At 46.9% G+C, this 25,408-nt stretch carries 26 protein-coding genes, 2 tRNA genes and 3 rRNA genes; 25 read left to right on the top strand and 6 right to left on the bottom strand.

What is annotated here, in order from left to right; all coding sequences use genetic code 11:
• Positions 1-323 precede the first annotated feature (323 nt).
• From rplN to rplQ, 17 genes are all read left to right on the top strand, one after another.
• Positions 324-692: a 50S ribosomal protein L14 gene (gene rplN, locus KGF88_RS01615; protein ID WP_092593899.1), complete on the top strand. Its 369-nt coding sequence runs from the start codon at positions 324-326 to the stop codon at positions 690-692.
• A 10-nt stretch (positions 693-702) separates the two neighbouring features.
• The gene (gene rplX, locus KGF88_RS01620) at positions 703-1,017 is read left to right on the top strand and encodes a 50S ribosomal protein L24 (RefSeq protein ID WP_110076595.1); all 315 of its coding nucleotides are present in this window, start codon (positions 703-705) and stop codon (positions 1,015-1,017) included.
• Positions 1,018-1,038: 21 nt separating this feature from the next.
• The gene (gene rplE / locus KGF88_RS01625; RefSeq protein ID WP_153826363.1) at positions 1,039-1,578 is read left to right on the top strand and encodes a 50S ribosomal protein L5; all 540 of its coding nucleotides are present in this window, start codon (positions 1,039-1,041) and stop codon (positions 1,576-1,578) included.
• Between the two features lie 11 nt (positions 1,579-1,589).
• The gene (gene rpsN, locus KGF88_RS01630) at positions 1,590-1,895 is read left to right on the top strand and encodes a 30S ribosomal protein S14 (protein ID WP_110076597.1); all 306 of its coding nucleotides are present in this window, start codon (positions 1,590-1,592) and stop codon (positions 1,893-1,895) included.
• Positions 1,896-1,921: 26 nt separating this feature from the next.
• A complete protein-coding gene (gene rpsH, locus KGF88_RS01635; protein WP_110076598.1) occupies positions 1,922-2,314 on the top strand; it encodes a 30S ribosomal protein S8 in 393 nt (130 codons plus the stop codon).
• 14 nt (positions 2,315-2,328) lie between these two features.
• The gene (gene rplF, locus KGF88_RS01640; protein WP_110076599.1) at positions 2,329-2,862 is read left to right on the top strand and encodes a 50S ribosomal protein L6; all 534 of its coding nucleotides are present in this window, start codon (positions 2,329-2,331) and stop codon (positions 2,860-2,862) included.
• Between the two features lie 9 nt (positions 2,863-2,871).
• Entirely contained in the window at positions 2,872-3,225 is a 354-nt protein-coding gene (rplR, locus tag KGF88_RS01645; RefSeq protein ID WP_110076600.1) for a 50S ribosomal protein L18, read from the top strand.
• 9 nt (positions 3,226-3,234) lie between these two features.
• Complete coding sequence (gene rpsE / locus KGF88_RS01650; protein WP_110076601.1) at positions 3,235-3,741, top strand: 30S ribosomal protein S5; 507 nt, start codon at positions 3,235-3,237, stop codon at positions 3,739-3,741.
• 6 nt (positions 3,742-3,747) lie between these two features.
• Positions 3,748-3,930 carry a 50S ribosomal protein L30 gene (gene rpmD, locus KGF88_RS01655; protein WP_110076602.1) on the top strand — a complete coding sequence of 61 codons (183 nt, stop codon included), beginning with the start codon at positions 3,748-3,750 and terminating at the stop codon, positions 3,928-3,930.
• Between the two features lie 3 nt (positions 3,931-3,933).
• A complete protein-coding gene (gene rplO / locus KGF88_RS01660) occupies positions 3,934-4,368 on the top strand; it encodes a 50S ribosomal protein L15 (protein WP_110076603.1) in 435 nt (144 codons plus the stop codon).
• Positions 4,369-4,373: 5 nt separating this feature from the next.
• Positions 4,374-5,702 (top strand): preprotein translocase subunit SecY, encoded by a 1,329-nt coding sequence (gene secY, locus KGF88_RS01665; RefSeq protein ID WP_153826364.1) that lies wholly within the window; start codon positions 4,374-4,376, stop codon positions 5,700-5,702.
• A 25-nt stretch (positions 5,703-5,727) separates the two neighbouring features.
• Entirely contained in the window at positions 5,728-5,841 is a 114-nt protein-coding gene (gene rpmJ / locus KGF88_RS01670; RefSeq protein WP_055439830.1) for a 50S ribosomal protein L36, read from the top strand.
• A 133-nt stretch (positions 5,842-5,974) separates the two neighbouring features.
• Positions 5,975-6,331: a 30S ribosomal protein S13 gene (gene rpsM / locus KGF88_RS01675; RefSeq protein WP_110076605.1), complete on the top strand. Its 357-nt coding sequence runs from the start codon at positions 5,975-5,977 to the stop codon at positions 6,329-6,331.
• A gap of 11 nt (positions 6,332-6,342) precedes the next feature.
• Positions 6,343-6,732, top strand: coding sequence for a 30S ribosomal protein S11 (gene rpsK / locus KGF88_RS01680; RefSeq protein ID WP_026861007.1), 390 nt, complete (start codon positions 6,343-6,345; stop codon positions 6,730-6,732).
• A 30-nt stretch (positions 6,733-6,762) separates the two neighbouring features.
• On the top strand, positions 6,763-7,383 hold the full coding sequence (gene rpsD / locus KGF88_RS01685; protein ID WP_110076606.1) for a 30S ribosomal protein S4: 621 nt from the start codon (positions 6,763-6,765) through the stop codon (positions 7,381-7,383).
• 25 nt (positions 7,384-7,408) lie between these two features.
• Positions 7,409-8,398 carry a DNA-directed RNA polymerase subunit alpha gene (locus tag KGF88_RS01690; RefSeq protein WP_110076607.1) on the top strand — a complete coding sequence of 330 codons (990 nt, stop codon included), beginning with the start codon at positions 7,409-7,411 and terminating at the stop codon, positions 8,396-8,398.
• Between the two features lie 39 nt (positions 8,399-8,437).
• Positions 8,438-8,839, top strand: coding sequence for a 50S ribosomal protein L17 (rplQ, locus tag KGF88_RS01695; protein WP_110076608.1), 402 nt, complete (start codon positions 8,438-8,440; stop codon positions 8,837-8,839).
• Positions 8,840-8,955: 116 nt separating this feature from the next.
• On the opposite strand, the gene KGF88_RS01700 is transcribed toward rplQ, so the two are convergent.
• Positions 8,956-9,708 carry a hypothetical protein gene (locus tag KGF88_RS01700; protein WP_153826365.1) on the bottom strand — a complete coding sequence of 251 codons (753 nt, stop codon included), beginning with the start codon at positions 9,706-9,708 and terminating at the stop codon, positions 8,956-8,958.
• A gap of 570 nt (positions 9,709-10,278) precedes the next feature.
• Here KGF88_RS01700 and KGF88_RS01705 point away from each other — a divergent pair.
• The 8 genes from KGF88_RS01705 (at position 10,279) to KGF88_RS01740 (ending at position 18,554) form a co-directional block, all read left to right on the top strand.
• Positions 10,279-11,820: ribosomal RNA gene (locus tag KGF88_RS01705) — 16S ribosomal RNA — on the top strand.
• A gap of 70 nt (positions 11,821-11,890) precedes the next feature.
• A tRNA-Ile gene (locus KGF88_RS01710) sits at positions 11,891-11,967 on the top strand.
• A 180-nt stretch (positions 11,968-12,147) separates the two neighbouring features.
• Positions 12,148-12,223: transfer RNA gene (locus KGF88_RS01715), tRNA-Ala, on the top strand.
• A 253-nt stretch (positions 12,224-12,476) separates the two neighbouring features.
• Positions 12,477-15,358: ribosomal RNA gene (locus tag KGF88_RS01720) — 23S ribosomal RNA — on the top strand.
• A gap of 118 nt (positions 15,359-15,476) precedes the next feature.
• Positions 15,477-15,591 (top strand): 5S ribosomal RNA (rrf, locus tag KGF88_RS01725).
• The 16S, 23S and 5S rRNA genes sit together here with 2 tRNA genes alongside, the layout of an rRNA operon.
• Before the next feature lie 242 nt (positions 15,592-15,833).
• Positions 15,834-16,841, top strand: coding sequence for a UDP-N-acetylmuramate dehydrogenase (gene murB, locus KGF88_RS01730; RefSeq protein ID WP_110076418.1), 1,008 nt, complete (start codon positions 15,834-15,836; stop codon positions 16,839-16,841).
• Complete coding sequence (birA, locus tag KGF88_RS01735) at positions 16,838-17,827, top strand: bifunctional biotin--[acetyl-CoA-carboxylase] ligase/biotin operon repressor BirA (protein ID WP_110076417.1); 990 nt, start codon at positions 16,838-16,840, stop codon at positions 17,825-17,827. Before murB ends, birA begins: the two co-directional genes overlap by 4 nt.
• Complete coding sequence (locus KGF88_RS01740; RefSeq protein ID WP_110076416.1) at positions 17,817-18,554, top strand: type III pantothenate kinase; 738 nt, start codon at positions 17,817-17,819, stop codon at positions 18,552-18,554. Before birA ends, KGF88_RS01740 begins: the two co-directional genes overlap by 11 nt.
• 74 nt (positions 18,555-18,628) lie before the next feature.
• Here the strand turns inward: KGF88_RS01740 and nspC are convergent, their stop codons facing one another.
• From nspC to trxA, 5 genes are all read right to left on the bottom strand, one after another.
• Positions 18,629-19,765, bottom strand: coding sequence for a carboxynorspermidine decarboxylase (gene nspC / locus KGF88_RS01745; protein ID WP_110076415.1), 1,137 nt, complete (start codon positions 19,763-19,765; stop codon positions 18,629-18,631).
• Between the two features lie 4 nt (positions 19,766-19,769).
• Positions 19,770-20,969 carry a saccharopine dehydrogenase family protein gene (locus KGF88_RS01750; RefSeq protein ID WP_110076414.1) on the bottom strand — a complete coding sequence of 400 codons (1,200 nt, stop codon included), beginning with the start codon at positions 20,967-20,969 and terminating at the stop codon, positions 19,770-19,772.
• 93 nt (positions 20,970-21,062) lie between these two features.
• A complete protein-coding gene (locus KGF88_RS01755) occupies positions 21,063-22,970 on the bottom strand; it encodes a GNAT family N-acetyltransferase (protein WP_110076413.1) in 1,908 nt (635 codons plus the stop codon).
• A gap of 30 nt (positions 22,971-23,000) precedes the next feature.
• Entirely contained in the window at positions 23,001-24,419 is a 1,419-nt protein-coding gene (locus KGF88_RS01760) for a sodium-dependent transporter (protein ID WP_110076412.1), read from the bottom strand.
• A 122-nt stretch (positions 24,420-24,541) separates the two neighbouring features.
• Positions 24,542-25,393: a thioredoxin gene (gene trxA / locus KGF88_RS01765; protein WP_110076411.1), complete on the bottom strand. Its 852-nt coding sequence runs from the start codon at positions 25,391-25,393 to the stop codon at positions 24,542-24,544.
• Positions 25,394-25,408: the final 15 nt, after the last annotated feature.

Here is a 25,408-nt window from a genome sequence, read left to right on the forward strand (position 1 = left end):
AATAAGCAGAGCTATTTTGATGAAAAAATATTCAGGATGGGTTAAGCTACTCACCATTGCGAGAAAAACAAAAGCCAAGTTGATGGTTTTGCTCGCACTGGTTACGAACTGTTTGATAGCGCTTCGATCTCCTAGATGACCTGAAATCTTATCCCCATTAATTATTTCTCATATCGCACTACCATATACGAATTTTATCTGTTACAATTCGCCGCCCTTTTTATGGGGGAAAGTCTTTATTTCTCGAATTGAGAAGTAAGGTACATTAGGGTAAAAACAGTGGCTCGAGAGAGTCTGTTTTATTAATCAAGCGGAGCACTGCAATGATCCAAATGCAAACTACACTGGAAGTGGCCGATAACTCGGGCGCCCGCAGCGTACAATGTATTAAGGTTCTGGGTGGCTCGCACCGCCGGTATGCAAACATTGGCGATATCATCAAAGTTTCTGTTAAAGAAGCGATTCCTCGCGGTAAAGTGAAGAAAGGTGATGTTGTGAATGCGGTGGTCGTTCGCACCAAGAAAGGCGTCCGTCGTCAAGACGGGTCAGTCATCCGTTTTGACCGCAACGCGGCTGTTTTGTTAAACAACAACAAACAACCGATTGGCACTCGTATCTTTGGACCAGTGACTCGTGAATTACGCTCTGAGCAATTCATGAAGATTATCTCTCTGGCACCAGAAGTACTGTAAGGAGTCAGTTATGGCGGCAAAAATTAAACGTGATGACGAAGTAGTAGTCCTGGCAGGTAAAGACAAAGGTAAGCGCGGTAAAGTGCTGAAAGTCGATACCGGTTCAAATCGTGTATTCGTTGAAGGCGTTAATATCGTTAAGAAACACCAGAAGCCAAATCCGGCTCTTGGCGTTGCTGGCGGCATTATTGAGCAGGAAGCCCCTGTTCACGTTTCTAACGTAGCGGTATATAACCCAGAGACTGGTAAAGCAGATCGTGTTGGTTTTAAAGTTGAAGACGGCAAAAAAGTTCGTTTCTTCAAGTCTAACAACGCAATCATTTAATTTTAAATTTGGAGTTTTACGATGGCGAAACTGCATGATTTTTACAAAGAATCAGTAGTTCCTGAACTGGTTAAACAGTTCGGCTACAACAGCGTCATGCAAGTCCCTCGGATTGAAAAAATCACACTCAATATGGGTGTGGGTGAAGCTCTGGCAGACAAAAAGATTCTCGACAACGCAGTAAGCGACCTAGAAGCTATTTCTGGTCAACGTCCTGTACGTACTGTTGCTCGTAAATCTGTCGCTGGCTTCAAAATCCGTGAAGGCTACCCGATTGGCTGTAAAGTGACTCTGCGTGGCGAGCGCATGTGGGATTTCTTAGAGCGTTTAATCTCTATTGCAATTCCTCGTGTTCGTGATTTCCGTGGTTTGAACCCGAAATCTTTCGATGGTCGTGGAAATTACAGTATGGGCGTACGTGAACAAATCATTTTCCCTGAAATCGACTTTGATAAAGTTGATAAGGTTCGTGGTTTGGATATCACTATCACCACTACTGCAGGCACTGATGACGAAGCTCGCGCTTTGCTCGCTGCCTTTAACTTCCCGTTCAAGAAGTAAGGTGTAGAGTTATGGCAAAAGAGTCAATGAAAATGCGTGAGCTGAAGCGTCAAAAGCTAGCAGCTAAATACGCAGAAAAACGCATCGCACTTAAACATGTGATCAGCGATCCGGCGACGTCGGACGAAGAGCGTTGGGAAGCCGTGCTTAAATTGCAAAGCCTTCCTCGTGATTCGAGCCCAACCCGTCAGCGTAACCGCTGTCGCGTAACGGGCCGCCCACACGGTTTCCTACGTAAATTCGGCATGAGCCGTATTAAAGTACGTGAGAAAGCGATGCGCGGTGAAATTCCTGGCTTGAAAAAAGCTAGCTGGTAAGCCACGAGTCACGGGAGAAAGCAAATATGAGCATGCAAGATCCAATTGCGGATATGTTCACTCGCATCCGCAACGCTCAGGGTGCTAACAAAGTCGCCGTGCGCATGCCTGCTTCTAAACAGAAAGTGGCTATTGCCCAAGTTCTGAAAGAAGAAGGTTATATCGCGGATTTCAATGTATCTGGTGAAGTTAAGACTGAACTAGAAATTACTTTGAAATACTTTGAAGGTAAGCCTGTTATCGAATCAATCGAGCGCGTAAGTCGCCCTGGTTTGCGTATCTATAAGAAACGCAACGAACTACCTAAAGTAATGGGTGGTTTAGGTGTCGCAGTAGTCTCTACTTCTAAAGGCCTGATGACCGACCGTGCCGCTCGCAAAGCGGGTCTTGGCGGTGAAGTTATCGGTTACGTAGCTTAACGAGGAGTTAGGAAATGTCACGAGTTGCTAAAGCACCTATTGCCATTCCTGCTGGCGTTGAAGTTACGCTAAATGGCCAGGAAGTGACAATTAAAGGTGCCAAAGGCTCATTGAGCCGTGTGGTAAACGACGCAGTTGAAGTTGTTGTTGAAGACAACACTTTACGTACTATTGCTCGTGAAGGCGTAGCTAACGCTACTGCACAAGCGGGTACAGCACGCGCGTTACTGCAAAACATGGTGGTTGGTGTTGCGCAAGGTTTTGAGCGTAAGTTACAGTTGGTAGGTGTTGGTTACCGTGCAAATACTGCCGGTAGCAAACTTAACTTATCTCTGGGCTTCTCTCATCCTGTAGAGTTCGAGATTCCACAAGGAATCACCATCGAAGTCCCAGCACAAACTGAGATAGTCGTTAAAGGTGTAGACAAGCAGTTAGTTGGTCAAGTAGCAGCTAACATTCGCGCATACCGTAAGCCTGAGCCATACAAAGGTAAAGGTGTTCGTTATGCCGATGAGCAAGTGCGCCGTAAAGAAGCCAAGAAAAAGTAAGGTAAAACGATGGACAAGAAAACAGCTCGCTTACGTCGCGCAACGCGCCCTCGTAAGAAAATGCAAGAGTTGGGTGCAAACCGCCTGGTCGTTCACCGTACACCACGGCACATTTACGCTCAGCTAATCGCATCGAACGGTTCTGAAGTACTGGCAGCAGCCTCTACTGTTGAAAAAGCTTTACGTGACGAGTTGAAAGCAACTGGTAACGTAGATGCAGCTAAAGCAGTGGGTAAGCTGATCGCTGAACGGGCGATTGAAAAAGGCGTTAAGAACGTCGCTTTTGATCGCAGTGGTTTCCGTTATCACGGTCGTGTAGCAGCATTAGCTGACGCCGCTCGTGAAGCTGGACTTCAGTTCTAGGAGACGAACATGGCAAATGCAAATGTAGAAGCTCAACAAAGTGACCTGCAAGAAAAGCTGATCACAGTAAACCGTGTAGCTAAAGTTGTTAAAGGTGGTCGTATCTTTAGCTTTACTGCACTGACTGTGGTTGGTGATGGTCAAGGTAAAGTGGGTTTCGGTTATGGTAAAGCACGTGAAGTTCCAGCTGCTATTCAAAAAGCAATGGAAAAAGCGCGCCGCAACATGGTAACCGTGCAGTTGAAAGGTGATACCTTACAACACCCAGTTAAAGGCCGTCATTCAGGTTCACAAGTATTTATGCAACCAGCTTCTGAAGGTACAGGTATCATTGCCGGTGGTGCAATGCGTGCGGTACTAGAAGTAGCCGGTGTACACAACGTGCTTTCAAAAGCATACGGTTCAACCAACCCAATCAACGTTGTTCGTGCCACTATCAAGGCATTGCACAACATGAAATCGCCGGAGCAAGTTGCGGCGAAGCGTGGATTGCGCGTTGACGACATTTTGGGGTAGTGAACAATGGCGAATAAGACAATTAAAGTAACGCAGACGCGTAGCTCTATCGGTCGTTTACCGAAGCATAAAGCTACTCTACGTGGTCTTGGTCTACGCCGTATTGGTCACACTGTAGAGCTGGAAGATACTCCAGCTGTACGTGGCATGGTGAACCAAGTTTATTACATGGTAAAGGTGGAGGACTAAGACATGTTTCTGAATACTATCTCCCCTGCACCTGGTGCGAAAACTAGCAAGAAGCGTCTCGGCCGTGGTATCGGCTCAGGCCTTGGTAAAACTGGTGGACGTGGTCATAAAGGTCAAACTTCTCGTTCTGGTGGCTCTATCAAGCCAGGTTTCGAGGGTGGCCAAATGCCAATCCAACGTCGTTTGCCAAAGTTTGGTTTTACTTCACGTAAGTCATTCGTGACTGCAGAAGTTAACCTGGCAGAGATCGCTAAAGTTGCTGGTGATACCGTAACTGTTGCAGCTTTAAAAGAAGCTGGTTTAATTCGTAAAGACATTCTTAACGTTAAAGTTATTAAGTCTGGCGAAATTAACCGTGCAGTTACTGTACAAGGCATCAAGGTCACCAAAGGCGCCCGCGAAGCTATTGAAGCTGCTGGCGGCAAAATCGAAGGATAGGGCACATGGCTAAACCAGGATTGGAATCTAACAGAGCTCAAGGTGGCACGTCGGAACTTAAACGTCGACTGCTGTTTGTTATCGGCGCGTTAATCGTGTTCCGTGCGGGCTCCTTCGTGCCGATTCCTGGTATAGATGCCGCTGTGTTGGCGCAATTATTCGATCAGCAACGAGACACCATCGTAGCCATGTTTAACATGTTCTCAGGTGGTGCTCTCGAGCGTGCTTCGATTTTTGCACTTGGTATTATGCCGTACATCTCGGCTTCGATTATCATGCAGTTAGCGTCGGTTATTCATCCGCGTTTAGCTGAATTGAAAAAAGAAGGTGAGGCTGGACGGCGTAAGATCAGCCAATATACCCGTTGGGGAACGTTAATTCTCGCAACGGTCCAATCCATTGGTATAGCTACAGGCTTACCAAGCCTGATGCCTGGATTAGTTATTGATCCAAGCTTCGGATTTTACTTCACTGCTGTAGTAAGTTTAGTCACCGGTACCATGTTCTTAATGTGGTTAGGTGAACAAATTACTGAGCGTGGGATTGGTAACGGTATCTCTATTCTGATCTTCACCGGTATTGTCGCGGGCCTACCGTCAGCCATTGGGCAGACGGCAGAACAAGCGCGTCAAGGTGATTTACCTTTATTACTGTTATTGCTGATTGGCGTTATTGTAGTTGCAGTTACCTATTTTGTTGTTTTCGTAGAGCGCGGACAGCGAAGAATTGTGGTAAACTACGCAAAACGTCAGCAAGGCCGTAAGGTTTTTGCTGCGCAGAGTACACATTTGCCATTGAAAGTTAACATGGCTGGTGTAATTCCGCCGATTTTTGCATCAAGCATTATTTTGTTCCCAGGTACCATCGCAACTTGGTTTGGCCAAGGTGAAGGTGCGGTAGCAAACTTCTTAACAGAGTTGTCCCTGACGTTATCGCCAGGACAGCCTCTTTACGTAATGCTTTATGCTGCGGCAATTATATTCTTCTGTTTCTTCTATACCGCGTTGGTGTTCAACCCTCGCGAGACAGCAGATAACTTGAAGAAGTCTGGTGCGTTCATTCCTGGTATTCGTCCAGGTGAGCAAACCTCACGATACATTGATAAAGTAATGACCCGTTTGACCCTTGCAGGTGCGTTGTACATTACCTTTGTCTGTTTGGTTCCTGAGTTCATGATGATTGCGTGGAACGTTCAATTCTATTTTGGTGGAACGTCTCTATTGATTATCGTCGTGGTTATCATGGATTTTATGGCGCAGGTACAAACTCATTTGATGTCTCATCAATATGATTCTGTCCTGAAGAAAGCTAATCTTAAAGGCTTCGGTCGTTAAGATTGGATAATTACGGAGTGTAGCAATGAAAGTTCGTGCTTCCGTGAAGAAAATCTGCCGTAACTGTAAAGTTATCAAGCGCAACGGTGTTGTGCGAGTAATTTGCAGTGACCCTAAGCATAAGCAGCGGCAAGGTTAATTCGAAGAAGAAGACCGCAGTCAAAAATTATTTTTGGCTGCGGCTTTTAGATGTTTGCAAATTGGCGTCTGGTTGAGTATCCTAACGGGCTTTTCAACTGGTAAGACCCATATAAACTAAAGGAGACGTGTTAGTGGCCCGTATCGCTGGCATTAACGTTCCTGACAATAAGCATGCAGTAATTGCCCTTACTGCGATTTACGGTATCGGCCGTACTCGCTCGAAAGCTATCTTGGCTTCGATCGGTATGGAAGAAAATGCCAAAATCGGCTCTTTGTCAGAAGAAAAATTAGATGAGCTTCGTGACGCAGTAGCAAAATACACTGTTGAAGGCGATCTTCGCCGTGAAGTTTCAATGAATATCAAACGCTTGATGGATCTCGGTTGTTTCCGTGGTCTACGTCATCGTCGTGGCTTGCCTCTACGTGGACAGCGCACTAAAACTAATGCGCGCACCCGTAAAGGTCCGCGTAAACCAATTAAGAAGTAGGGAGTTGAGAAATGGCTAAACAACCAACTCGTACTCGTAAGCGCGTTAAAAAACAAGTCGCTGATGGCATGGCCCACATCCATGCATCTTTCAATAACACCATTGTGACTATCACCGATCGTCAGGGTAATGCCCTGTCATGGGCGACAGCAGGTGGCTCAGGTTTCCGTGGTTCACGTAAATCTACCCCTTTTGCAGCGCAAGTTGCAGCTGAGCGTGCAGGTGAAATGGCAAAGGAATATGGTTTGAAAAACCTTGAAGTGTTCGTTAAGGGCCCAGGTCCTGGCCGCGAATCATCGATTCGTGCGTTGAACGCTGTAGGTTATCGCATCACTAATATTACTGATGTGACTCCTATTCCTCACAACGGTTGTCGTCCGCCTAAGAAACGTCGCGTTTAATAGGCGCCATACGATAGTTGGAGAAAGAACATGGCTAGATATTTGGGTCCAAAACTCAAACTGAGTCGTCGTGAAGGAACAGATTTGTTCCTGAAAAGCGGCGTTCGCGCAATCGATACGAAATGTAAGCTCGAAAGCGCACCGGGTCAGCACGGCGCTCGTCGCGGTCGTTTGTCTGATTACGGTTTACAGTTACGTGAAAAGCAAAAAGTACGTCGTATGTACGGTGTATTAGAAAAGCAATTCCGTAACTATTACAAAGAAGCTGCCCGTATTAAGGGCAACACTGGTGAGAACCTGCTGCAATTGCTTGAGCAACGCCTTGATAACGTGGTGTACCGTATGGGCTTCGCGTCAACTCGTGCTGAAGCGCGCCAGTTGGTAAGCCATAAAGCAGTAGTAGTGAACGGACAGGTAGTCAACATTCCGTCGTTTAAAGTACGTCCGGAAGATGTTGTGTCAGTTCGCGAAAAAGCGAAGAAGCAGGCGCGCATCGCAGCTGCATTGGAACTTGCTGAACAACGTGAGAAGCCAGTGTGGTTGGAAGTAGACAACAGCAAATTGGAAGGTCAGTTCAAACGTCTTCCAGAGCGTTCTGATTTGTCTGCTGAAATTAACGAACAGTTGATCGTAGAGCTTTACTCTAAGTAAAGCTTAAGTATAAAGAGAGGACACAATGCAGGGTTCTGTTACCGAATTCCTAAAACCAAGGCTAGTCGATATTGAACAAATCAGCCCGACTCACGCGAAGGTGACGTTGGAGCCTCTTGAGCGTGGTTTCGGCCACACGCTGGGTAATGCTCTACGCCGCATTTTACTTTCGTCAATGCCAGGTTGTGCAGTGACTGAAGTAGAAATTGCTGGTGTACAACATGAGTACAGTGCTAAAGAGGGCGTTCAGGAAGACATCATCGAGATCTTGTTGAACCTTAAAGGTTTAGCAATCGTCATGGAAAGTAAAGATGAAGCGATTCTGACCTTGAAAAAATCTGGAGCGGGCCCTGTCAAGGCTGGTGATATCACCCATGATGGTGATGTCCAGATCGTTAACCCTGATCACCTGATCTGCACCTTAACTGGTGACACTGAGATCGAAATGTCGATCAAAGTTGAGCGTGGTCGTGGTTACGTTCCAGCTTCGGCACGTCAGTCTGCTGACGATGAAGAGCGTCCAATCGGTCGTCTATTAGTAGATGCATCTTTCAGTCCAGTTGAGCGTATTGCTTACAGTGTTGATTCAGCACGTGTTGAGCAGCGTACCGACTTGGATAAACTGGTTATCGACATGGAAACCAATGGTACATTGGATCCAGAAGAAGCGATTCGTCGTGCAGCAACAATTCTAGCGCAACAGCTAGAAGCATTTGTTGAATTACGCGATGTTAGCGAGCCTGTTGAGAAAGAAGAGAAACCGGAATTCGATCCGATTCTCCTACGTCCAGTAGACGATTTGGAATTAACTGTGCGTTCTGCGAACTGTTTAAAAGCAGAAGCTATTCAGTACATTGGTGACTTAGTGCAGCGCACCGAAGTTGAGTTGTTGAAAACTCCTAACTTGGGTAAAAAATCGCTCACCGAGATCAAAGACGTGCTTGCATCACGTGGTTTGTCTTTAGGCATGCGCCTAGAGAACTGGCCGCCGGCAAGCTTGGTTGATCGCGACTAAGTTCATCTTTTACAGAGAATTACTGAGAAGGGTATAGGTATGCGCCATCGTAAGAGTGGTCGTCAACTCAACCGCAACAGCAGCCATCGCAAAGCGATGTTCAGCAATATGGCAAGCTCTTTGGTTCGTCACGAAGTGATTAAAACCACTTTGCCTAAAGCAAAAGAATTGCGTCGTGTAATTGAACCGCTAATCACATTAGCGAAGCAAGATAGCGTTGCAAATCGCCGTTTGGCTTTTGCTCGCACTCGCGATCAAGAAGTTGTTGGCAAGCTGTTTAACGAATTAGGCCCGCGTTATCAAGAACGCGCTGGTGGTTACACTCGTATTTTGAAGTGTGGCTTCCGCGCTGGCGACAACGCACCAATGGCTTACGTTGAATTAGTTGATCGTCCAGAAGTAGATGCTACTGAAGCTGAAGAAGTTGCAGTAGAAGAATAAGTTCTGTTTATACAGCACTTAAACAAAAAGCCGAGATGTTATGCATCTCGGCTTTTTTGTATTTTATAGTTTGCTTTTTGCTAAGGTTATTTCCGAAAAAACACTAAAGTTACCGGTTAATCGAGATACTCGGTTTCTGCGATCTTGTATCTGGTAGCAATCAATTCGAGATCTCCTTCCGGAATACCTGCACGGTGTGCAGATCTTAATAAAGCTACTGCCCGTGCTCGTTCCTGGCTCTCGCTGTAATCAGTTACTTCTTCTTGAGCTGAATCACCAGCAATAAGGTCAGCTACGGTTTGGCTTAGATACTGAGTTAAGGTAGGTACTGCATCTAATAATGAACGCAGTACTAATTCAAAGCGGGTCAGGTCTTCTACATTGGTACCACGGAGAATAGTATCAGCGGTAGCAGGCTCGACCAAAACAGCAACTTTAACGAGTTCGTGAATCGCGCTAGGGGAGTTATCGCTCGCTAAGTTAACAATAGTGTCCGCATAACTTGGCTCGGCCTCGACTGCAATTTTTACGATATCAGCGGGATCAGCTATTTGTTGTTGCAGCGCAATACTAACGATTTCACTAGTAAAGGCTGGTTCGGCATGAATTGCAGCGCGCATGATGTGCCGGTAATGCATAGGATAACGGTCGAACGCAGCTGCCAAGATAGGAGTTACATGTTGCGGGTAATTGCTTAATAATATTCGAACCGAACGTTGGGAGTTAAAATTGCGGCGTTCATAGTAGCGATACATTCTTGAGTAAGTTTCTACCAACCGTTGTTGATCTAGATCTTTACCAGCAACTAATTGCTGTTCGGTTGGTTTGATCTCCTGTGCCACAGTCGGATGAACTGTAGCAGCAAGCATCAAACTCGTTAATGCTATAGATAGGCAACTGACTTTCACGCACACACCCCGTTGTTATTGGTACTTAATGTAAGTACTGAATATTATTGTTTTTATGCTTATGCAAAGACATTAGCACTGTTTATAGACAATAAATAGATAAAATTCGTTCATTGTGATTAAAAAAAAAGCGATCAAACAAAAAAGTGAAAAAAGATCTTGCGCCTTTGAATATGATCCTTATAATTCGCCGCCGTTGTCACCGAGAAGTTAGCGGCAGGGTTAAACCGCCAAATAACGAGTAGGAAATCAACCAAGGTTCAACTCAGTAAAAGCTGAAAAAAAGATCGAAAAGGATCTTGACCTGAACCAGGGAAAGCGTAAAATACGCATCCCGCTTCGAAAGCGAAGCGAACGCTCTTTAACAATATACCAAGCCAAGCAAACTGTGTGGGCACTTACCGGATTCAGGCAGAGAAGCATCTTCGGATGCAACAAAGGTCATTAACTTGACCACCTGACTGATTGGAAAAGTGCTTAACAAATTAGATTTTATTAAGTCATTGATTCAATGGGTCGATTAAACACTTTAAATTGAAGAGTTTGATCATGGCTCAGATTGAACGCTGGCGGCAGGCCTAACACATGCAAGTCGAGCGGCAGCGGGGAGTAGCTTGCTACTCTGCCGGCGAGCGGCGGACGGGTGAGTAATGCTTGGGAACTTGCCTTTAGGAGGGGGATAACCACGGGAAACTGTGGCTAATACCGCATAATGTCTACGGACCAAAGCAGGGGATCTTCGGACCTTGCACCTAGAGATAGGCCCAAGTGAGATTAGCTAGTTGGTGGGGTAAAGGCCCACCAAGGCGACGATCTCTAGCTGTTCTGAGAGGATGATCAGCCACACTGGGACTGAGACACGGCCCAGACTCCTACGGGAGGCAGCAGTGGGGAATATTGCACAATGGGGGAAACCCTGATGCAGCCATGCCGCGTGTGTGAAGAAGGCCTTCGGGTTGTAAAGCACTTTCAGTGGTGAGGAAGGCTTGTAGATTAATACTCTACAAGATTGACGTTAGCCACAGAAGAAGCACCGGCTAACTCCGTGCCAGCAGCCGCGGTAATACGGAGGGTGCAAGCGTTAATCGGAATTACTGGGCGTAAAGCGTACGTAGGCGGCTTGTTAAGCAAGATGTGAAATCCCCGGCTCAACACTGGAATGGCATTTTGAACTGGCAGGCTCGAGTTCTGAAGAGGGTGGTAGAATTTCCAGTGTAGCGGTGAAATGCGTAGATATTGGAAGGAATACCGGTGGCGAAGGCGGCCACCTGGTCAGAAACTGACGCTGAGGTACGAAAGCGTGGGGAGCAAACAGGATTAGATACCCTGGTAGTCCACGCCGTAAACGATGTCAACTAGTTGTTCGTGTCATAAACGATGTGAGTAACGCAGCTAACGCACTAAGTTGACCGCCCGGGAGTACGGCCGCAAGGTTAAAACTCAAATGAATTGACGGGGGCCCGCACAAGCGGTGGAGCATGTGGTTTAATTCGATGCAACGCGAAGAACCTTACCATCCCTTGACATCCAGTGAATCATCTAGAGATAGAAGAGTGCCTTCGGGAACACTGAGACAGGTGCTGCATGGCTGTCGTCAGCTCGTGTTGTGAGATGTTGGGTTAAGTCCCGCAACGAGCGCAACCCTTATCCTCAGTTGCCAGCACGTCATGGTGGGAACTCTGTGGAGACTGCCGGTGATAAACCGGAGGAAGGTGGGGACGACGTCAAGTCATCATGGCCCTTACGGGATGGGCTACACACGTGCTACAATGGCGCGTACAATGGGAAGCAAGCTAGCGATAGTAAGCGGATCTCAAAAAGCGCGTCGTAGTCCGGATCGGAGTCTGCAACTCGACTCCGTGAAGTCGGAATCGCTAGTAATCGTGGATCAGAATGCCACGGTGAATACGTTCCCGGGCCTTGTACACACCGCCCGTCACACCATGGGAGTGGGCTGCACCAGAAGTAGATAGCTTAACCTTCGGGAGGGCGTTTACCACGGTGTGGTTCATGACTGGGGTGAAGTCGTAACAAGGTAGCCGTAGGGGAACCTGCGGCTGGATCACCTCCTTATGAAAAAGCCTTGAAGAAGTTAAGTGCTCACACAGATTGCCTGGTTTGGTAGATGTAACGGATAGAAACTGGGTCTGTAGCTCAGCTGGTTAGAGCGCACCCCTGATAAGGGTGAGGTCGGTAGTTCAAGTCTACTCAGACCCACCACTTCTGCGGTTATGCTGCGTTGGAAAGCCACTCACATACTGATGTATGCTTCGTGCCTTCCCGCCTTGCCTAACCTTGAAGTTAGTCTTATCGGTTTGTTGGTTTGGTTATTGCGTTTGGTTTGTTGTTTTTACGAATAACGGCGAACGAATAACGAACAACGACAGGCCTACGGCCTGTGGGGCCATAGCTCAGCTGGGAGAGCGCCTGCCTTGCACGCAGGAGGTCAGCGGTTCGATCCCGCTTGGCTCCACCACTTCTTAGTTATCGAACAGCGCAGCGCACGAATAACGAATCACGTTTCTATCCAAAGTTAGCGATAAACATTCTTACGAGAATCTTTATCAGTAACTTGATGTTACACCGCTCTTTAACAATATGAACAAGCTGATTGTAATAAAGTAATGAAATGCCACTCTACTTGAATCCAAAAATGGTAGAGGCGTATCGAACTTGTGTACAGCAAAGAAACAGCCCATAGAGCTCGAATAAACATTTTCGGGTTGTATGGTTAAGTGACTAAGCGTAGACGGTGGATGCCTAGGCAGTTGGAGGCGATGAAGGACGTACTAACTTGCGATAAGCCATGATGAGGCAGTAAGAGCCGCTTGAGTCATGGATTTCCGAATGGGGAAACCCAGTGTGCATGCACACTATCTTGCACTGAATCCATAGGTGTAAGAAGCGAACCCGGAGAACTGAAACATCTAAGTACCCGGAGGAAAAGAAATCAACCGAGATTTCCCTAGTAGCGGCGAGCGAACGGGAATTAGCCCTTAAGCAATCATGGTTCTAGTGGAATGAGTTGGAAAGCTCAACGATACAGGGTGATAGTCCCGTACACGAAGGAAACATGAAGGTGAAAACGAGTAGGTCGGGACACGTGTTATCTTGACTGAATATGGGGGGACCATCCTCCAAGGCTAAATACTCCCAACTGACCGATAGTGAACCAGTACCGTGAGGGAAAGGCGAAAAGAACCCCGGCGAGGGGAGTGAAATAGAACCTGAAACCGTCTACGTACAAGCAGTAGGAGCACCTTCGTGGTGTGACTGCGTACCTTTTGTATAATGGGTCAGCGACTTATATTTTGTAGCAAGGTTAACCGAATAGGGGAGCCGTAGGGAAACCGAGTCTTAACTGGGCGTCTAGTTGCAAGGTATAGACCCGAAACCGGGCGATCTAGCCATGGGCAGGTTGAAGATTGAGTAACATCAATTGGAGGACCGAACTCACTAATGTTGAAAAATTAGGAGATGACCTGTGGCTCGGAGTGAAAGGCTAATCAAGCCCGGAGATAGCTGGTTCTCCCCGAAAGCTATTTAGGTAGCGCCTCGGACGAATACCACTGGGGGTAGAGCACTGTTTGGGCTAGGGGGTCATCCCGACTTACCAACCCCATGCAAACTCCGAATACCAGTGAGTACTATCCGGGAGACACACGGCGGGTGCTAACGTCCGTCGTGAAGAGGGAAACAACCCAGACCGCCAGCTAAGGTCCCCAAGTCATGGCTAAGTGGGAAACGATGTGGGAAGGCTTAGACAGCTAGGAGGTTGGCTTAGAAGCAGCCATCCTTTAAAGAAAGCGTAATAGCTCACTAGTCGAGTCGGCCTGCGCGGAAGATGTAACGGGGCTAAGCCATGCACCGAAGCTGCGGCAGCAAACTTGTTTGCTGGGTAGGGGAGCGTTCTGTAAGCCGTTGAAGGTGTGTTGAGAAGCATGCTGGAGGTATCAGAAGTGCGAATGCTGACATGAGTAACGATAATGGGGGTGAAAAACCCCCACGCCGGAAGACCAAGGTTTCCTATCCCATGTTAATCAGGGTAGGGTAAGTCGGCCCCTAAGGCGAGGCCGAAAGGCGTAGTCGATGGGAAACGGGTTAATATTCCCGTACCGACATGAACTGCGATGGGGGGACGGAGAAGGCTAGGCAAGCCGGGTGTTGGTTATCCCGGTGAAAGTATGTAGGTTGGTGGTTTAGGAAAATCCGGACCGCTAAGACTGAGATACGAGACGAGCATCTACGGATGCGAAGTTGTTGATGCCATGCTTCCAGGAAAAGCCTCTAAGCTTCAGGTTCATGTTGACCGTACCCCAAACCGACACAGGTGGTCAGGTAGAGAATACTAAGGCGCTTGAGAGAACTCGGGTGAAGGAACTAGGCAAAATAGTACCGTAACTTCGGGAGAAGGTACGCCAGAGCTGGTGAAGTCCACACGGACGGAGCCGGAGCTGGCCGCAGTGACCAGGTGGCTGGGACTGTTTATTAAAAACACAGCACTCTGCAAAATCGAAAGATGACGTATAGGGTGTGACACCTGCCCGGTGCCGGAAGGTTAATTGATGGGGTTAGCGTAAGCGAAGCTCTTGATCGAAGCCCCGTGAAACGGCGGCCGTAACTATAACGGTCCTAAGGTAGCGAAATTCCTTGTCGGGTAAGTTCCGACCTGCACGAATGGTGTAACCATGGCCACGCTGTCTCCACCCGAGACTCAGTGAAATTGAAATCGCCGTGAAGATGCGGTGTACCCGCGGCTAGACGGAAAGACCCCGTGAACCTTTACTACAGCTTGGCACTGAACATTGAACCTCCATGTGTAGGATAGGTGGGAGGCTATGAAGCGTTGGCGCTAGTTGACGTGGAGCCATCCTTGAAATACCACCCTTGTATGTTTGATGTTCTAACTTAGCCCCATTATCTGGGGTGAGGACAGTGCCTGGTGGGTAGTTTGACTGGGGCGGTCTCCTCCCAAAGAGTAACGGAGGAGCACGAAGGTTGGCTAAGTACGGTCGGACATCGTACGGTTAGTGTAATGGCACAAGCCAGCTTAACTGCGAGACAGACACGTCGAGCAGGTGCGAAAGCAGGTCATAGTGATCCGGTGGTTCTGAATGGAAGGGCCATCGCTCAACGGATAAAAGGTACTCCGGGGATAACAGGCTGATACCGCCCAAGAGTTCATATCGACGGCGGTGTTTGGCACCTCGATGTCGGCTCATCACATCCTGGGGCTGTAGTCGGTCCCAAGGGTATGGCTGTTCGCCATTTAAAGTGGTACGCGAGCTGGGTTTAGAACGTCGTGAGACAGTTCGGTCCCTATCTGCCGTGGGCGTTTGAGAGTTGAGAGGGGTTGCTCCTAGTACGAGAGGACCGGAGTGAACGAACCGCTGGTGTTCGGGTTGTCATGCCAATGGCACTGCCCGGTAGCTACGTTCGGAATCGATAACCGCTGAAAGCATCTAAGCGGGAAGCGAGCCTCAAGATAAGCTCTCACTGACATGTAATTGTCCTAAAGGGTCGTTGGAGACTACAACGTTGATAGGCGGGGTGTGGAAGCGTAGTAATGCGTTGAGCTAACCCGTACTAATTGCCCGTGAGGCTTAACCATACAACACCGAAGGTGTTTAGGGCTGTAGCCAAGACATAAGTTCGAGCTTCTACTAGGCTCAACTAGAGTGGTGCATTACGGCACGACAATCAGCGAATTCATATTGTACAAGTTTACGCCTGGCGGCAATAGCGAAGTGGAACCACCTGATCCATTCCGAACTCAGAAGTGAAACGCTTCCGCGCCGATGGTAGTGTAGGGTCTCCCTATGCGAGAGTAGGTCACCGCCAGGCACCAAATACGAATAACCCCTAGCAGCTATGCTAGGGGTTTTTTCGTTGCGCGCTCGCAATCACAACTCATCAATAGTTCAACACCCGCCAACAGCCAGTAGCAATACCAGTAGCAGTAGCCAATAACTATAGCCAACAGCCAACAGCCAACAGCCAACAGCTAATAGCTAATAGCTAATACCCAATAGCTAAAATCCAATAACCATTATCGACTCTAATCTATTTGCCGTATAATTCCGTTTATGATGAATAAAATAGAACAAATTCAGTTACAACAGCTACACACCTTTCGCCTAAAGGCGATTGGGAGCTGTTGTTATATTCTAAAGAACCGTGAGCAAATAGCGGAGCTAGCAAGCCTAGATGACTATCTCGTGCTGGGTGCTGGTAGCAATACGGTTTTTTGTGGCGATTTTGCGGGCACCCTAGTTAAGGTTGAATTGTCTGGTGTTGAATATACTGAACAAGATGATGCGTGGATAATTAAGGCTGCAGCAGGCACTCATTGGCATAGCTTGGTAGAAGCTACTTTAGCTAAGGGAATTTATGGGTTTGAAAACCTGGCCTTGATTCCAGGTACCGTAGGCGCAGCACCGGTGCAAAATATAGGGGCGTATGGTCGCGAAGTAGCCGATTTTATCGAGTCTGTCGAAGTGTGGGATCGTTATACTAAAGTCGTGACGCACTTAACTAAGTCAGACTGTTTATTTGCTTATAGAGAGAGTATATTTAAGCAAGAACCGAATCATTGGGTGATTCTTTCGGTCACTTTTAAGTTGCCCAAACAGTGGCAGGCAATGGTGGACTATGGCGAGCTACGCGAGTTAGGTTGTGAGGCATCGGCTCAACAAATCTTTCAAAAAGTAGTTGCTGTGCGTCAACTTAAGCTTCCCGACCCAGCACAACAGCCTAACGCTGGTAGTTTCTTTAAGAATCCTGAAGTGGACTTACAGCAGATGGAGTGGTTGAGAGACAAGTTTCCTGGCATTCCTTGTTATCCAATAGCCGCAGATCGTTATAAAGTTGCAGCGGGTTGGATGATCGACCATTTGGGCTGGAAGGGACGAGGTATTGGTGGCGTCAGTGTCCATGACCGGCAGGCTCTAGTGCTGGTTAATACTAATCAAGCAACGGGTACTGATCTTATTGAGTTAGCAAGAACAATCAAATCAGCTGTAGTTACGACCTTTAAAGTGGAATTGGAGGCGGAAGTTCGTATTTATGCGAACGGAGCATTAGTTAGCATATGAGAAAAAAAACTCAGAATATTGCACGTGTCATCGAGATTTTAGCTGATGGTAACTTTCACTCTGGCGAAGTCTTGGGTGAAGAGTTAGGCGTTAGTCGCACAGCGGTTAGCCAGTATATGAAAGAACTAGCAAAATTCGGCTTAGACGTTTTTCGTGTTACTGGCAAAGGTTATCGTTTAGCGAAACCGCTTCAGCTGCTTGATCTAGACGCTATTAATCGCGCGTTAGCAAAAGGATCAGGTGCGGCTGCTCCAGTGGTTCACTTAGAGCGTGTCGTTAGTTCCACTAATGACCTACTTAAAGACCGGCTTACCGGTGTGATTGAAAGTGGTGCCACGGTTCTTGCAGAAGCACAGACACAGGGGCGTGGGCGCCGCGGAAAGGCGTGGTTATCGCCCTTTGGAAGTAATCTCTACATGAGTATGTATTGGCGCTTAGAACAGGGCATGGCGGCGGCTATGGGCTTAAGTATTGCTCTTGGCGCTGCGCTTGCGCAGTTGTTTGAGCAAGAAGGGATTTATGGTGTTGAATTAAAGTGGCCAAATGACGTCTTAGTAGGTGGTAGAAAGATCGCCGGAATTCTTATTGAACTGGAAGGCCAAGCAGTTGGCCCAGCACATGCGATAGTGGGTATTGGTATTAATCTCCAAACACCTGATTGGTTCTTAAATGAAGTAGAACAACCTTGGACTGATGTTCAGCGACTTTTAAACAAGCCGATAAATCGAAACATGTGGGCTGCGAAGTTGGTGGCATGCTGTCATAAGACTATTAAAGAATACGAACAAACAGGACTCTCCCCATTTTTAAAACGCTGGCATAAATACGATCGGTTAGCTATGCAACCGGTAAAAATTATTATGGGTGACAAAGAGATTGTGGGTATCGCCGAGGGCATTGATGAAAATGGTGCTTTATTACTTAAACGCGAAGGCAAATTAGAGCGTTATCACGCAGGTGAAGTGAGTTTAAGATATGGAATTTAAGTTATTAGTAGATGCGGGTAATACCCGTGTAAAAACGGCACTAATGGACGCAGAAGGGCATTTAGAACCTTTATTTAATGTAAGTTATAGTGATTTACCTAAACAGCAAATAGAGCATTCATTAAAAGGGATTTGGTTGGCTGAAGTGAGTGGTACTGAGCGGGCGCAACAAGTGGAAGCTTGGCTATCACAATTTGCAGCACCCATCACCACCATTCAGTCTGAACAGACAGCGTTTGGAGTGGAAAACGCTTATGAGACGCCTCAGCACCTTGGCGTCGATCGTTGGTTAGCTTTGATTGGAGCTTATAATGAGGTTCCTAAGGCGACCTTAATTATTGATGCTGGAACAGCGATCACCGTAGATTGGTTGAATGCTGAAGGTAAGCACCTTGGTGGCTGGATTGTACCAGGTGTAGATTTAATGAAGCAGGCGGTAACAGCGCGTGCCCCCAAAGTGTTCTCGGATGCTGATACCGATTGGGGAAAGGCGCAGCAAGTGGGCCGCTCGACGCCTGAGTGTTTAGCTAATGGCTGTGTGAATGCTTTTGTTGGGGTGATTAGACAGGCGCTAGCGGTTTCTGAGACTGAGCTTGATTGGTTTGATTTTCGTGTGTTGTTTAGCGGAGGCTCAACTCCATTGCTACCGGCTGATTTAAAGCGTCGAGGCGAACTCAGAACTGAGTTAGTGCTTCAAGGTTTATCATATTACGCTAAAACTAATTAGTGTGTTGTAGCAACTATAAGAACTTGGTGGCAGATAAAAAAACAGCGTCTTGAAGACGCTGTTTTTGACTGGATTTAAGAAAGCTTGTCTCGAAAATCTTCGTAAGTGAATTTTCTAATGAGTTCAAACTCACCATTGCTACGAAGAATGCCTATGCTTGGATGTTCGACACCATTAAAGAAAGTTGTTTTAACCATGGTGTAATGCATCATATCTTCAAAAATGAGGCGGTCGCCAGGCTGCAATGGTTCAGCAAAGCTATAAGCACCGATAACATCGCCAGCAAGGCATGAATTGCCACCTAGTTTGTAGGTATAAGCTAATTTACCTGCTTCGTCAGCTCCGGTAACCATGGGGCGATAAGGCATTTCTAGCACATCTGGCATGTGAGCTGTTGCAGAAATATCAAGAATAGCGATTTGCCCGTCATTCTCAACGATATCAACCACTTCAGCTACGAGTGGACCCGTACGCCAAGCTACGGCAGAACCGGGCTCAAGAATAACCTGAAGCTTATAGGTTTCTTGTAACCGTTTTAACTGCTTAATTAAATGCTCGACGTCGTACCCAGCACGAGTCATCAAGTGACCACCACCTAAATTAAGCCACTTCATCTGATGCAGTAAGTGACCAAACTTGCTTTCTACAGCGGTAAGCGTTCGCTCTAATGCAAAAGAATCACATTCGCATAAGTTATGTACGTGTAGCCCTTCAATACCACTTAAATCCGCACCTTCAAGATCACATAAACGAATCCCTAAGCGCGAGCCTGGAGCGCTCGGATCATAAAGTTCGGTTTCGGCTTCTTGATGTTCTGGGTTGATGCGCAAGCCAGCAGAGACGCCTGCAGCAAGTGTTTGCTCTTTATAGCGCTGCCACTGACTTAAGCTGTTAAAGGAGATGTGATGAACCAGAGGCAACAATGCATCAATATCAGCTGGTTTGTAAGCCGGAGCATAGGCATGCACCTCGCGTCCGAACTCTTCGGACGCTAAGCGTGCTTCCCAGACTGAACTGGCGGTGCAACCACGTAAATAATTACGCACTACTGGAAAGGTGCTCCACATAGAGAAGCCCTTTAAGGCCAAAATAATATGGGCGCCACTTTCTTGCTGCACTCGTTGCATTAATTCTAAGTTACGTACTAACAACGCCTCGTCACAAACGTAACAAGGCGATGGAATAGCATTATCTAAGTATGGATTCGACATAGTCTTAGCGCTTAAAAGGTGATTCGCATTCAACCACTTGCCACGGTAAACCGTACTGGTTGAGGCGGTTCATAAATTCGTCAGGATCAAATTGTTCCATGTTCCAAACGCCTGGCTTCAGCCAGTGACCTTGCAGCATCATAGACGCGGCAATCATTGCTGGTACCCCAGTGGTATAAGATACTGCTTGAGCACCAACCTCAGCATTACAAGCTGCGTGGTCGCAGTTATTGTAGATGAAGATAGTTTTTTCTTGACCATCTTTAATACCGGTTACGTAGGTGCCGATACAAGTTAAGCCAGTGTAGCCTTCGGCCAGTGAACCAGGGTTAGGTAATACGGCTTTTAAGAATTCTAGTGGTACGATTTTTTGACCTTGGAATTCAATCGGTTGAATTGAGGTCATGCCAACATTTTCTAAGACCCTTAAATGAGTTAGATACTGGTCACCAAAAGTCATCCAGAAGCGCGCCCGTTTCAACGTTGGGAAGTGCTTAACCAAAGACTCTAACTCTTCATGGAAGAGTAGATAAGATGGACGTACGCCTACGTTTGGATAATCTAAATCTTCACGGACGCTAATTGGATCTGTTTCGTGCCATTCACCATTTTCCCAGAACTTACCACGCTGAGTAATTTCACGGATATTAATCTCAGGGTTAAAGTTGGTAGCAAAAGCTTGACCGTGATCACCGCCGTTACAGTCAACGATGTCTAGGTAGTGAATTTCGTCAAAGTAGTGTTTAGCTGCATAGGCAGTAAAGACGTTAGTTACGCCTGGATCAAAGCCTGCGCCGAGCAACGCCATAATACCTTTTTCTTTGAACTTATCTTGGTAAGCCCACTGCCAAGAGTACTCAAATTTGGCTTCGTCTTTAGGCTCATAATTAGCCGTATCCAAATAATGAACGCCTGTTTCTAAGCATGCATCCATGATTGGAAGGTCTTGATAAGGTAAGGCTACGTTAATAACCAAGCTTGGCTCAACTTGGCGGATAAGAGCAGCGACGTTATCGGCATTGTCAGCGTCAACTTGGTAAACACCAACGACACGGTCTTTACCCGCTTCTTGTTGAAGGGTTTCACATTTTGACAGGGTGCGGCTGGCCAAGTGAATTTCAGAAAAATACTCTGGCAGCATTGCGCATTTTTTTACTACCACACCGGCAACACCGCCGGCACCAATAATTAGAACTCTAGACATGAAAATAACCCTTATCCAGTGGGTGAATACAAAGGGAAAAAGATAGCATACTTTTACAAAAACAGCATCTGCTTGAAGCTTGAGTACGTAAAATTAGCGAGAAAGTTCTAGATATTCTCGAGCTAACGAGCGCAATTGATTTTGCATGGTTTGTTGGCTGCTGTAGCCGTACTTCTGGGTTAATTTAGCCAAATCTTCGTGGGCTTTCAGAATTTGACCTGGTAGGGTTAAGCCGGCTGCTTTCATTGAATATTTGATATCACAAACACTCCACGAAAACTGCGCTTCGGTAAAGGGTAAGTTACCAAAAGCAAACCCCGTTAGAATATCTCTTGCAATACGATAAATAGAGTTGTTGATGGTTACAGGACGACCCTGCCGCCATTCGAGTTCAGCGTTACTAAACGCATGCAGTTGAGCAATAAATAACGCGGCCGCAGGAGTTAATCCAGTTGCTACCAAGGCATTAGGATAGCCACTGGCCATATTTAGCTTGCGCCCTAAACGGATTAACTCAAACGGGCTACTACGCCAAAAATCTAACACTTTAGGGCTAGCGCCAAAGCTTGAACCTAATGCATCGATGCCGGCTTGTTGCGCCATATCCTGCAGCTTATCTAACAATTGACGTCCGATTCGCTGCCGTCGATAGGCCTTTACTACGGCAATTCTAGTAACCCGCCACCAACGCCAATCCAAACACTCTCCTTGCTGTAAGTAGAAAGCTACAGCTTGAGGCAAAATATTCCCGTGAAGACGGCGCCGTCCGGTTTGAATATCTAGTTGCAATCTGGCTGGCAGTGGACCTTCTTCACTGTACCAAACAACGCCGACGATGTGTCCTTGAACACGCGCCACTAACAGGTGTTGTTGGGCGTCATCAAGCAAGAGTTTTAAATCGTTAGGACTACTTTGATAGTGAGCTTCTAGCAACAGGCTGATGACTTCGCTCAGTTGGTGTTCAGTTAATTGGCGGGCGTTAATAGCCTCAATCTCTACTTGGCTGCTGGTTAGTACCTTGGTGAACTCACTACTGGGTTGGTTTCTGAGTAACAGAGCTTCGTTGAGCCAAGGTTCGCAGGTATCGGCTGGGGCCCAGCGCACAGGGGTAGATAACTGGTGTTGTTTACACATCTTGCGCACTTGTAACCAGTCTACAAAACGAACAGCAAAGCCGCGCCCACACCCTTCATAACCCTCTACTGTGGTCGCAATAGCCCACACGGTAAAGCGCTCGCTAAGCTGCTTGAGTATATGAATTGGGATAGCTGCTGCTTCATCAATAATAAGGCGTACACTTTGATTGGGGTACTCGCTCAACAATCTATCCCAGGCAACAAATCGGACTGAGTCAGCGGCGTGCATTAACAGGGTTGCTACTGAGTTGGGTTTTGGCCCAGTGACAACTAATTCGCGCCCCCGATAACTGCGTATCCAAGCTTGGGCCGCTAAGCCTAAAGTGGTGCTTTTACCGCGACCACGGTCCGCCATGAGTAGATGACAGGTGCCGGGTAGATCCACCATTTGCTGCACGATAAGTTGCTGCTCGCGGGTGGGAAAAGCAAGCGGTGGGGCGGGCTCTAGTGAATGCGAAAGCTGCTCAGTTAAAAGTTGCCGAAAGCTTGTGCTTGGATGCATCACGCTGACGTGGTGAAACTTGTGACTGGTGTTGATTAAGCGTTGCCGAAAGGGACTGTCTTGCGGTGGAAGTAGAACAAAAGCAACCCCGCCGCCACTGAGTGTGCCTAGCAATGCTGCTAGCGCATCAGCATGAATAGTGGTCGTGAAATCTAGTAACAAGAAATGATGCGTGTTGCCAAGATAGTCGCGATATCTATGCATGGCGCTAGCGTCGTCATGTTTATCAGAAATATGAACGATATCTTTGATATGGGAAAGTGCCGCCCGACGATGAGCTTGCAGCCAGGGTGTGGGACCATCAAATAAAAAAACTGCCCGCACCTGGGCAGTTTTTATCGCTTTTAAATACTTCTTCAGCATGAGTCGCTCAATCAGTTGCTAAGTTGCTTCTTAGACTAATGACATTCCAAAGAACTTAGTTAGTACAGTGTTAGCAAAAACCAAAGCTAAAATAACTGGAATAAAGGTTCCTATTGAGAAGTTAATATAACGGGCAAACCACGAGTTTGTATAGTCAGAATTACCTTCACTTAACTCGGCTGTGAGCTGACTACGACGCCAACGATAACGGACAAAGAGGCATAGAAGTAGGCCGTTTAGAGGTAAAATGGTGTCATAAAAAACGTCATAAATAACATCAAACACAGATTTGCTGCTGCCAGCATAAGAGGTAAATTCAGTAAAGATCGGAATCAGCCCGAAGGATGTGGCCGCAACTACAGTCAGCAAAGTCAGTAATGAAGCCATAATAGCAAGCGCACGCTTACGACTCATCTGCCGCTTCTCCATAAGTGACGAGGTTGGCACTTCAATAATCGAGACTAATGAGGTGATTGCCGCCACAAAGGCTAATAAAAAGAAGACGCTGGCAGCAATGCTGGCGGCAACGTAACCAATTGATACAGAGAGTTCTAGGAAGATTTTAGGGAAAAACGAAAAAATCATACTGACCGATGACTCGCTGAGTGACTCAGGGTTAGTCTCTGGATAAATCGCGAAAATTGCCGGCAAGGTCATTAGGCCTGCGGTAAAAGCCACGGCGGTGTCAGTTAAAGCAACCAATTTGCCGGAAGTGACTATGTCGTCACTGCGACGGAAATAAGAGCCGTAAGTGATTAGAATGCCCATCCCCAGCGATAGTGAAAAGAACGCTTGGGCCAACGCGCCATTGATGACACTGCCCGTGATTTTTGAGAAATCAGGAACCAAATAGAATTTTAACCCAGCCAAGGCATTATCCAAACTAAGCACAAAGCCAACCAGTAGCAGCAGCATAATGAAGAGTGCGGGCATTAGGATTTTTGAGGCGCGCTCAATGCCTTGTCGAACACCTCCAACGAGTATCACGTTGACAACGAGGGTAACTGCAATGAGGTACCAGATAAAATTGTAGTTTTTGATGAAATCAGAGAAATAGCCATCAGCTGAAATAGTGGCAAGATTGCCGGTAACGCTTTGAAACAGGTAGCCAAAAATCCAAACCGTGATAACCATGTAGAAAGTGGCGATCATAAAGGGCGTAATGGTTGCCAGCCAGCCGGCCAAACGCCAGCGTTTTAACCCTGCGCCTAATTCTGAGTAGGCTTTATAGGGACTATGTTGAGCGCGTCGCCCCAAGCCCATCTCGGCTAGCATTAGCGGTAAACAAATAAAGACCACAAAAGCGGCATAAATAATCAAAAACGCGCCGCCACCATTTTTGGTCGCCGCAACAGGAAAACCGACTAAATTACCAATACCGACGGCAGATCCTGCCGCAGCTAAAATGAAACCTAATTTTGAGCTGAAATGCTCGCGAGATGTTGCCATAGTTCAGCGCCTTTGCTTATCGTTGTTATATTATAGCTAAACAACTAATGCTAACTGATGCGAGGAACCGCAGCAAGCCGACCAGCAGCAGCGCTACTGATCGGTGGCAATAATTTGAAGGGTTAGTAAAGCATACTGTACAAACGCCGGCGATATTGCGCAGCCAGAGGATCGCCATTAGGCAAGCTATTGAGCATATCTAACGCTTGCTGTTTAGCATTAGCGAAGTGCAAATCAGCGATTAACACAGCAAAGACATTGTCTAACGCTTCTTCAATACGCTGTGCGGCAAATAACTTGGCAGCAAATTCTAAGCGGAGCTGATGGTTGTCAGGTTGCTGCTGCAGTTGTTGCTCTAGTTCTCGTAGTTCAGGCGAATCGGCTGCTTGCTCGGCTAGGTGTAACTTCGCTTGAATGCTCTGGTAATAGTGATTTTGATCCGCTAACTTAATTTGATTCAAGAGCTCTTTGGTGTGCTCGATTCGACCTAATTCACAAGCCGCATCGGCAACAATTAATTTAGCATCAATATTGTTCGGATTCAGATCAAGCGCTTGCTTCGCTAAGGTGAATGCTTGGCTATAATCCTGCTCGACTACAGCTTGTTGGGCCTGGGCAAATAGTTCGTCGTCAATACTTGGTATGTGCTGGGTAATACGATTGCGAATAGCAGCTTCGCTCTCTACACCGGCAAAACCGTCGATGGCTTGGCCGTCTTTGAAAAATGCTACAGTCGGCAAACTACGAATACCAAATTGTGCGGCTAGATGCTGTTGCTCGTCGCAATTAATTTTGGCCAAAATAACTTGATTTGCATATTCGGCTGCAAGTTTTTCAAGGATTGGCATCAGTTGCTTGCAAGGCTCACACCAATCGGCCCAGAAATCGACAATAACCAATTTCTGTTCCGAGCCTTGTAAAATAACTTGCTGAAAATTCTCAGCGGTAACCTGGATAATATTATTGGAGTGCACTAGAAACCTCTTTCA

The organism is Idiomarina loihiensis, from assembly GCF_024584785.1.
GTDB classification, from domain to species: domain Bacteria; phylum Pseudomonadota; class Gammaproteobacteria; order Enterobacterales; family Alteromonadaceae; genus Pseudidiomarina; species Pseudidiomarina fusca.

Bases quoted from the DNA above. Each gene is read 5' to 3' on its own strand.
- KGF88_RS01740 (WP_110076416.1), top strand. From the start codon at position 17,817: ATGGAATTTAAGTTATTAGTAGATGCGGGTAATACCCGTGTAAAAACG.
- rpsE (WP_110076601.1), top strand. From the start codon at position 3,235: ATGGCAAATGCAAATGTAGAAGCTCAACAAAGTGACCTGCAAGAAAAG.
- rpsH (WP_110076598.1), top strand. From the start codon at position 1,922: ATGAGCATGCAAGATCCAATTGCGGATATGTTCACTCGCATCCGCAAC.
- KGF88_RS01750 (WP_110076414.1), bottom strand. From the start codon at position 20,969: ATGTCTAGAGTTCTAATTATTGGTGCCGGCGGTGTTGCCGGTGTGGTA.
- birA (WP_110076417.1), top strand. From the start codon at position 16,838: ATGAGAAAAAAAACTCAGAATATTGCACGTGTCATCGAGATTTTAGCT.
- rpsK (WP_026861007.1), top strand. From the start codon at position 6,343: ATGGCTAAACAACCAACTCGTACTCGTAAGCGCGTTAAAAAACAAGTC.
- KGF88_RS01755 (WP_110076413.1), bottom strand. From the start codon at position 22,970: ATGCTGAAGAAGTATTTAAAAGCGATAAAAACTGCCCAGGTGCGGGCA.
- rpsD (WP_110076606.1), top strand. From the start codon at position 6,763: ATGGCTAGATATTTGGGTCCAAAACTCAAACTGAGTCGTCGTGAAGGA.
- KGF88_RS01690 (WP_110076607.1), top strand. From the start codon at position 7,409: ATGCAGGGTTCTGTTACCGAATTCCTAAAACCAAGGCTAGTCGATATT.
- rplF (WP_110076599.1), top strand. From the start codon at position 2,329: ATGTCACGAGTTGCTAAAGCACCTATTGCCATTCCTGCTGGCGTTGAA.
- rplQ (WP_110076608.1), top strand. From the start codon at position 8,438: ATGCGCCATCGTAAGAGTGGTCGTCAACTCAACCGCAACAGCAGCCAT.
- rpmD (WP_110076602.1), top strand. From the start codon at position 3,748: ATGGCGAATAAGACAATTAAAGTAACGCAGACGCGTAGCTCTATCGGT.
- KGF88_RS01700 (WP_153826365.1), bottom strand. From the start codon at position 9,708: ATGCTTGCTGCTACAGTTCATCCGACTGTGGCACAGGAGATCAAACCA.
- murB (WP_110076418.1), top strand. From the start codon at position 15,834: ATGATGAATAAAATAGAACAAATTCAGTTACAACAGCTACACACCTTT.
- KGF88_RS01760 (WP_110076412.1), bottom strand. From the start codon at position 24,419: ATGGCAACATCTCGCGAGCATTTCAGCTCAAAATTAGGTTTCATTTTA.
- rplX (WP_110076595.1), top strand. From the start codon at position 703: ATGGCGGCAAAAATTAAACGTGATGACGAAGTAGTAGTCCTGGCAGGT.
- rplN (WP_092593899.1), top strand. From the start codon at position 324: ATGATCCAAATGCAAACTACACTGGAAGTGGCCGATAACTCGGGCGCC.
- rplR (WP_110076600.1), top strand. From the start codon at position 2,872: ATGGACAAGAAAACAGCTCGCTTACGTCGCGCAACGCGCCCTCGTAAG.
- rpsN (WP_110076597.1), top strand. From the start codon at position 1,590: ATGGCAAAAGAGTCAATGAAAATGCGTGAGCTGAAGCGTCAAAAGCTA.
- rplO (WP_110076603.1), top strand. From the start codon at position 3,934: ATGTTTCTGAATACTATCTCCCCTGCACCTGGTGCGAAAACTAGCAAG.
- secY (WP_153826364.1), top strand. From the start codon at position 4,374: ATGGCTAAACCAGGATTGGAATCTAACAGAGCTCAAGGTGGCACGTCG.
- rpmJ (WP_055439830.1), top strand. From the start codon at position 5,728: ATGAAAGTTCGTGCTTCCGTGAAGAAAATCTGCCGTAACTGTAAAGTT.
- nspC (WP_110076415.1), bottom strand. From the start codon at position 19,765: ATGTCGAATCCATACTTAGATAATGCTATTCCATCGCCTTGTTACGTT.
- rplE (WP_153826363.1), top strand. From the start codon at position 1,039: ATGGCGAAACTGCATGATTTTTACAAAGAATCAGTAGTTCCTGAACTG.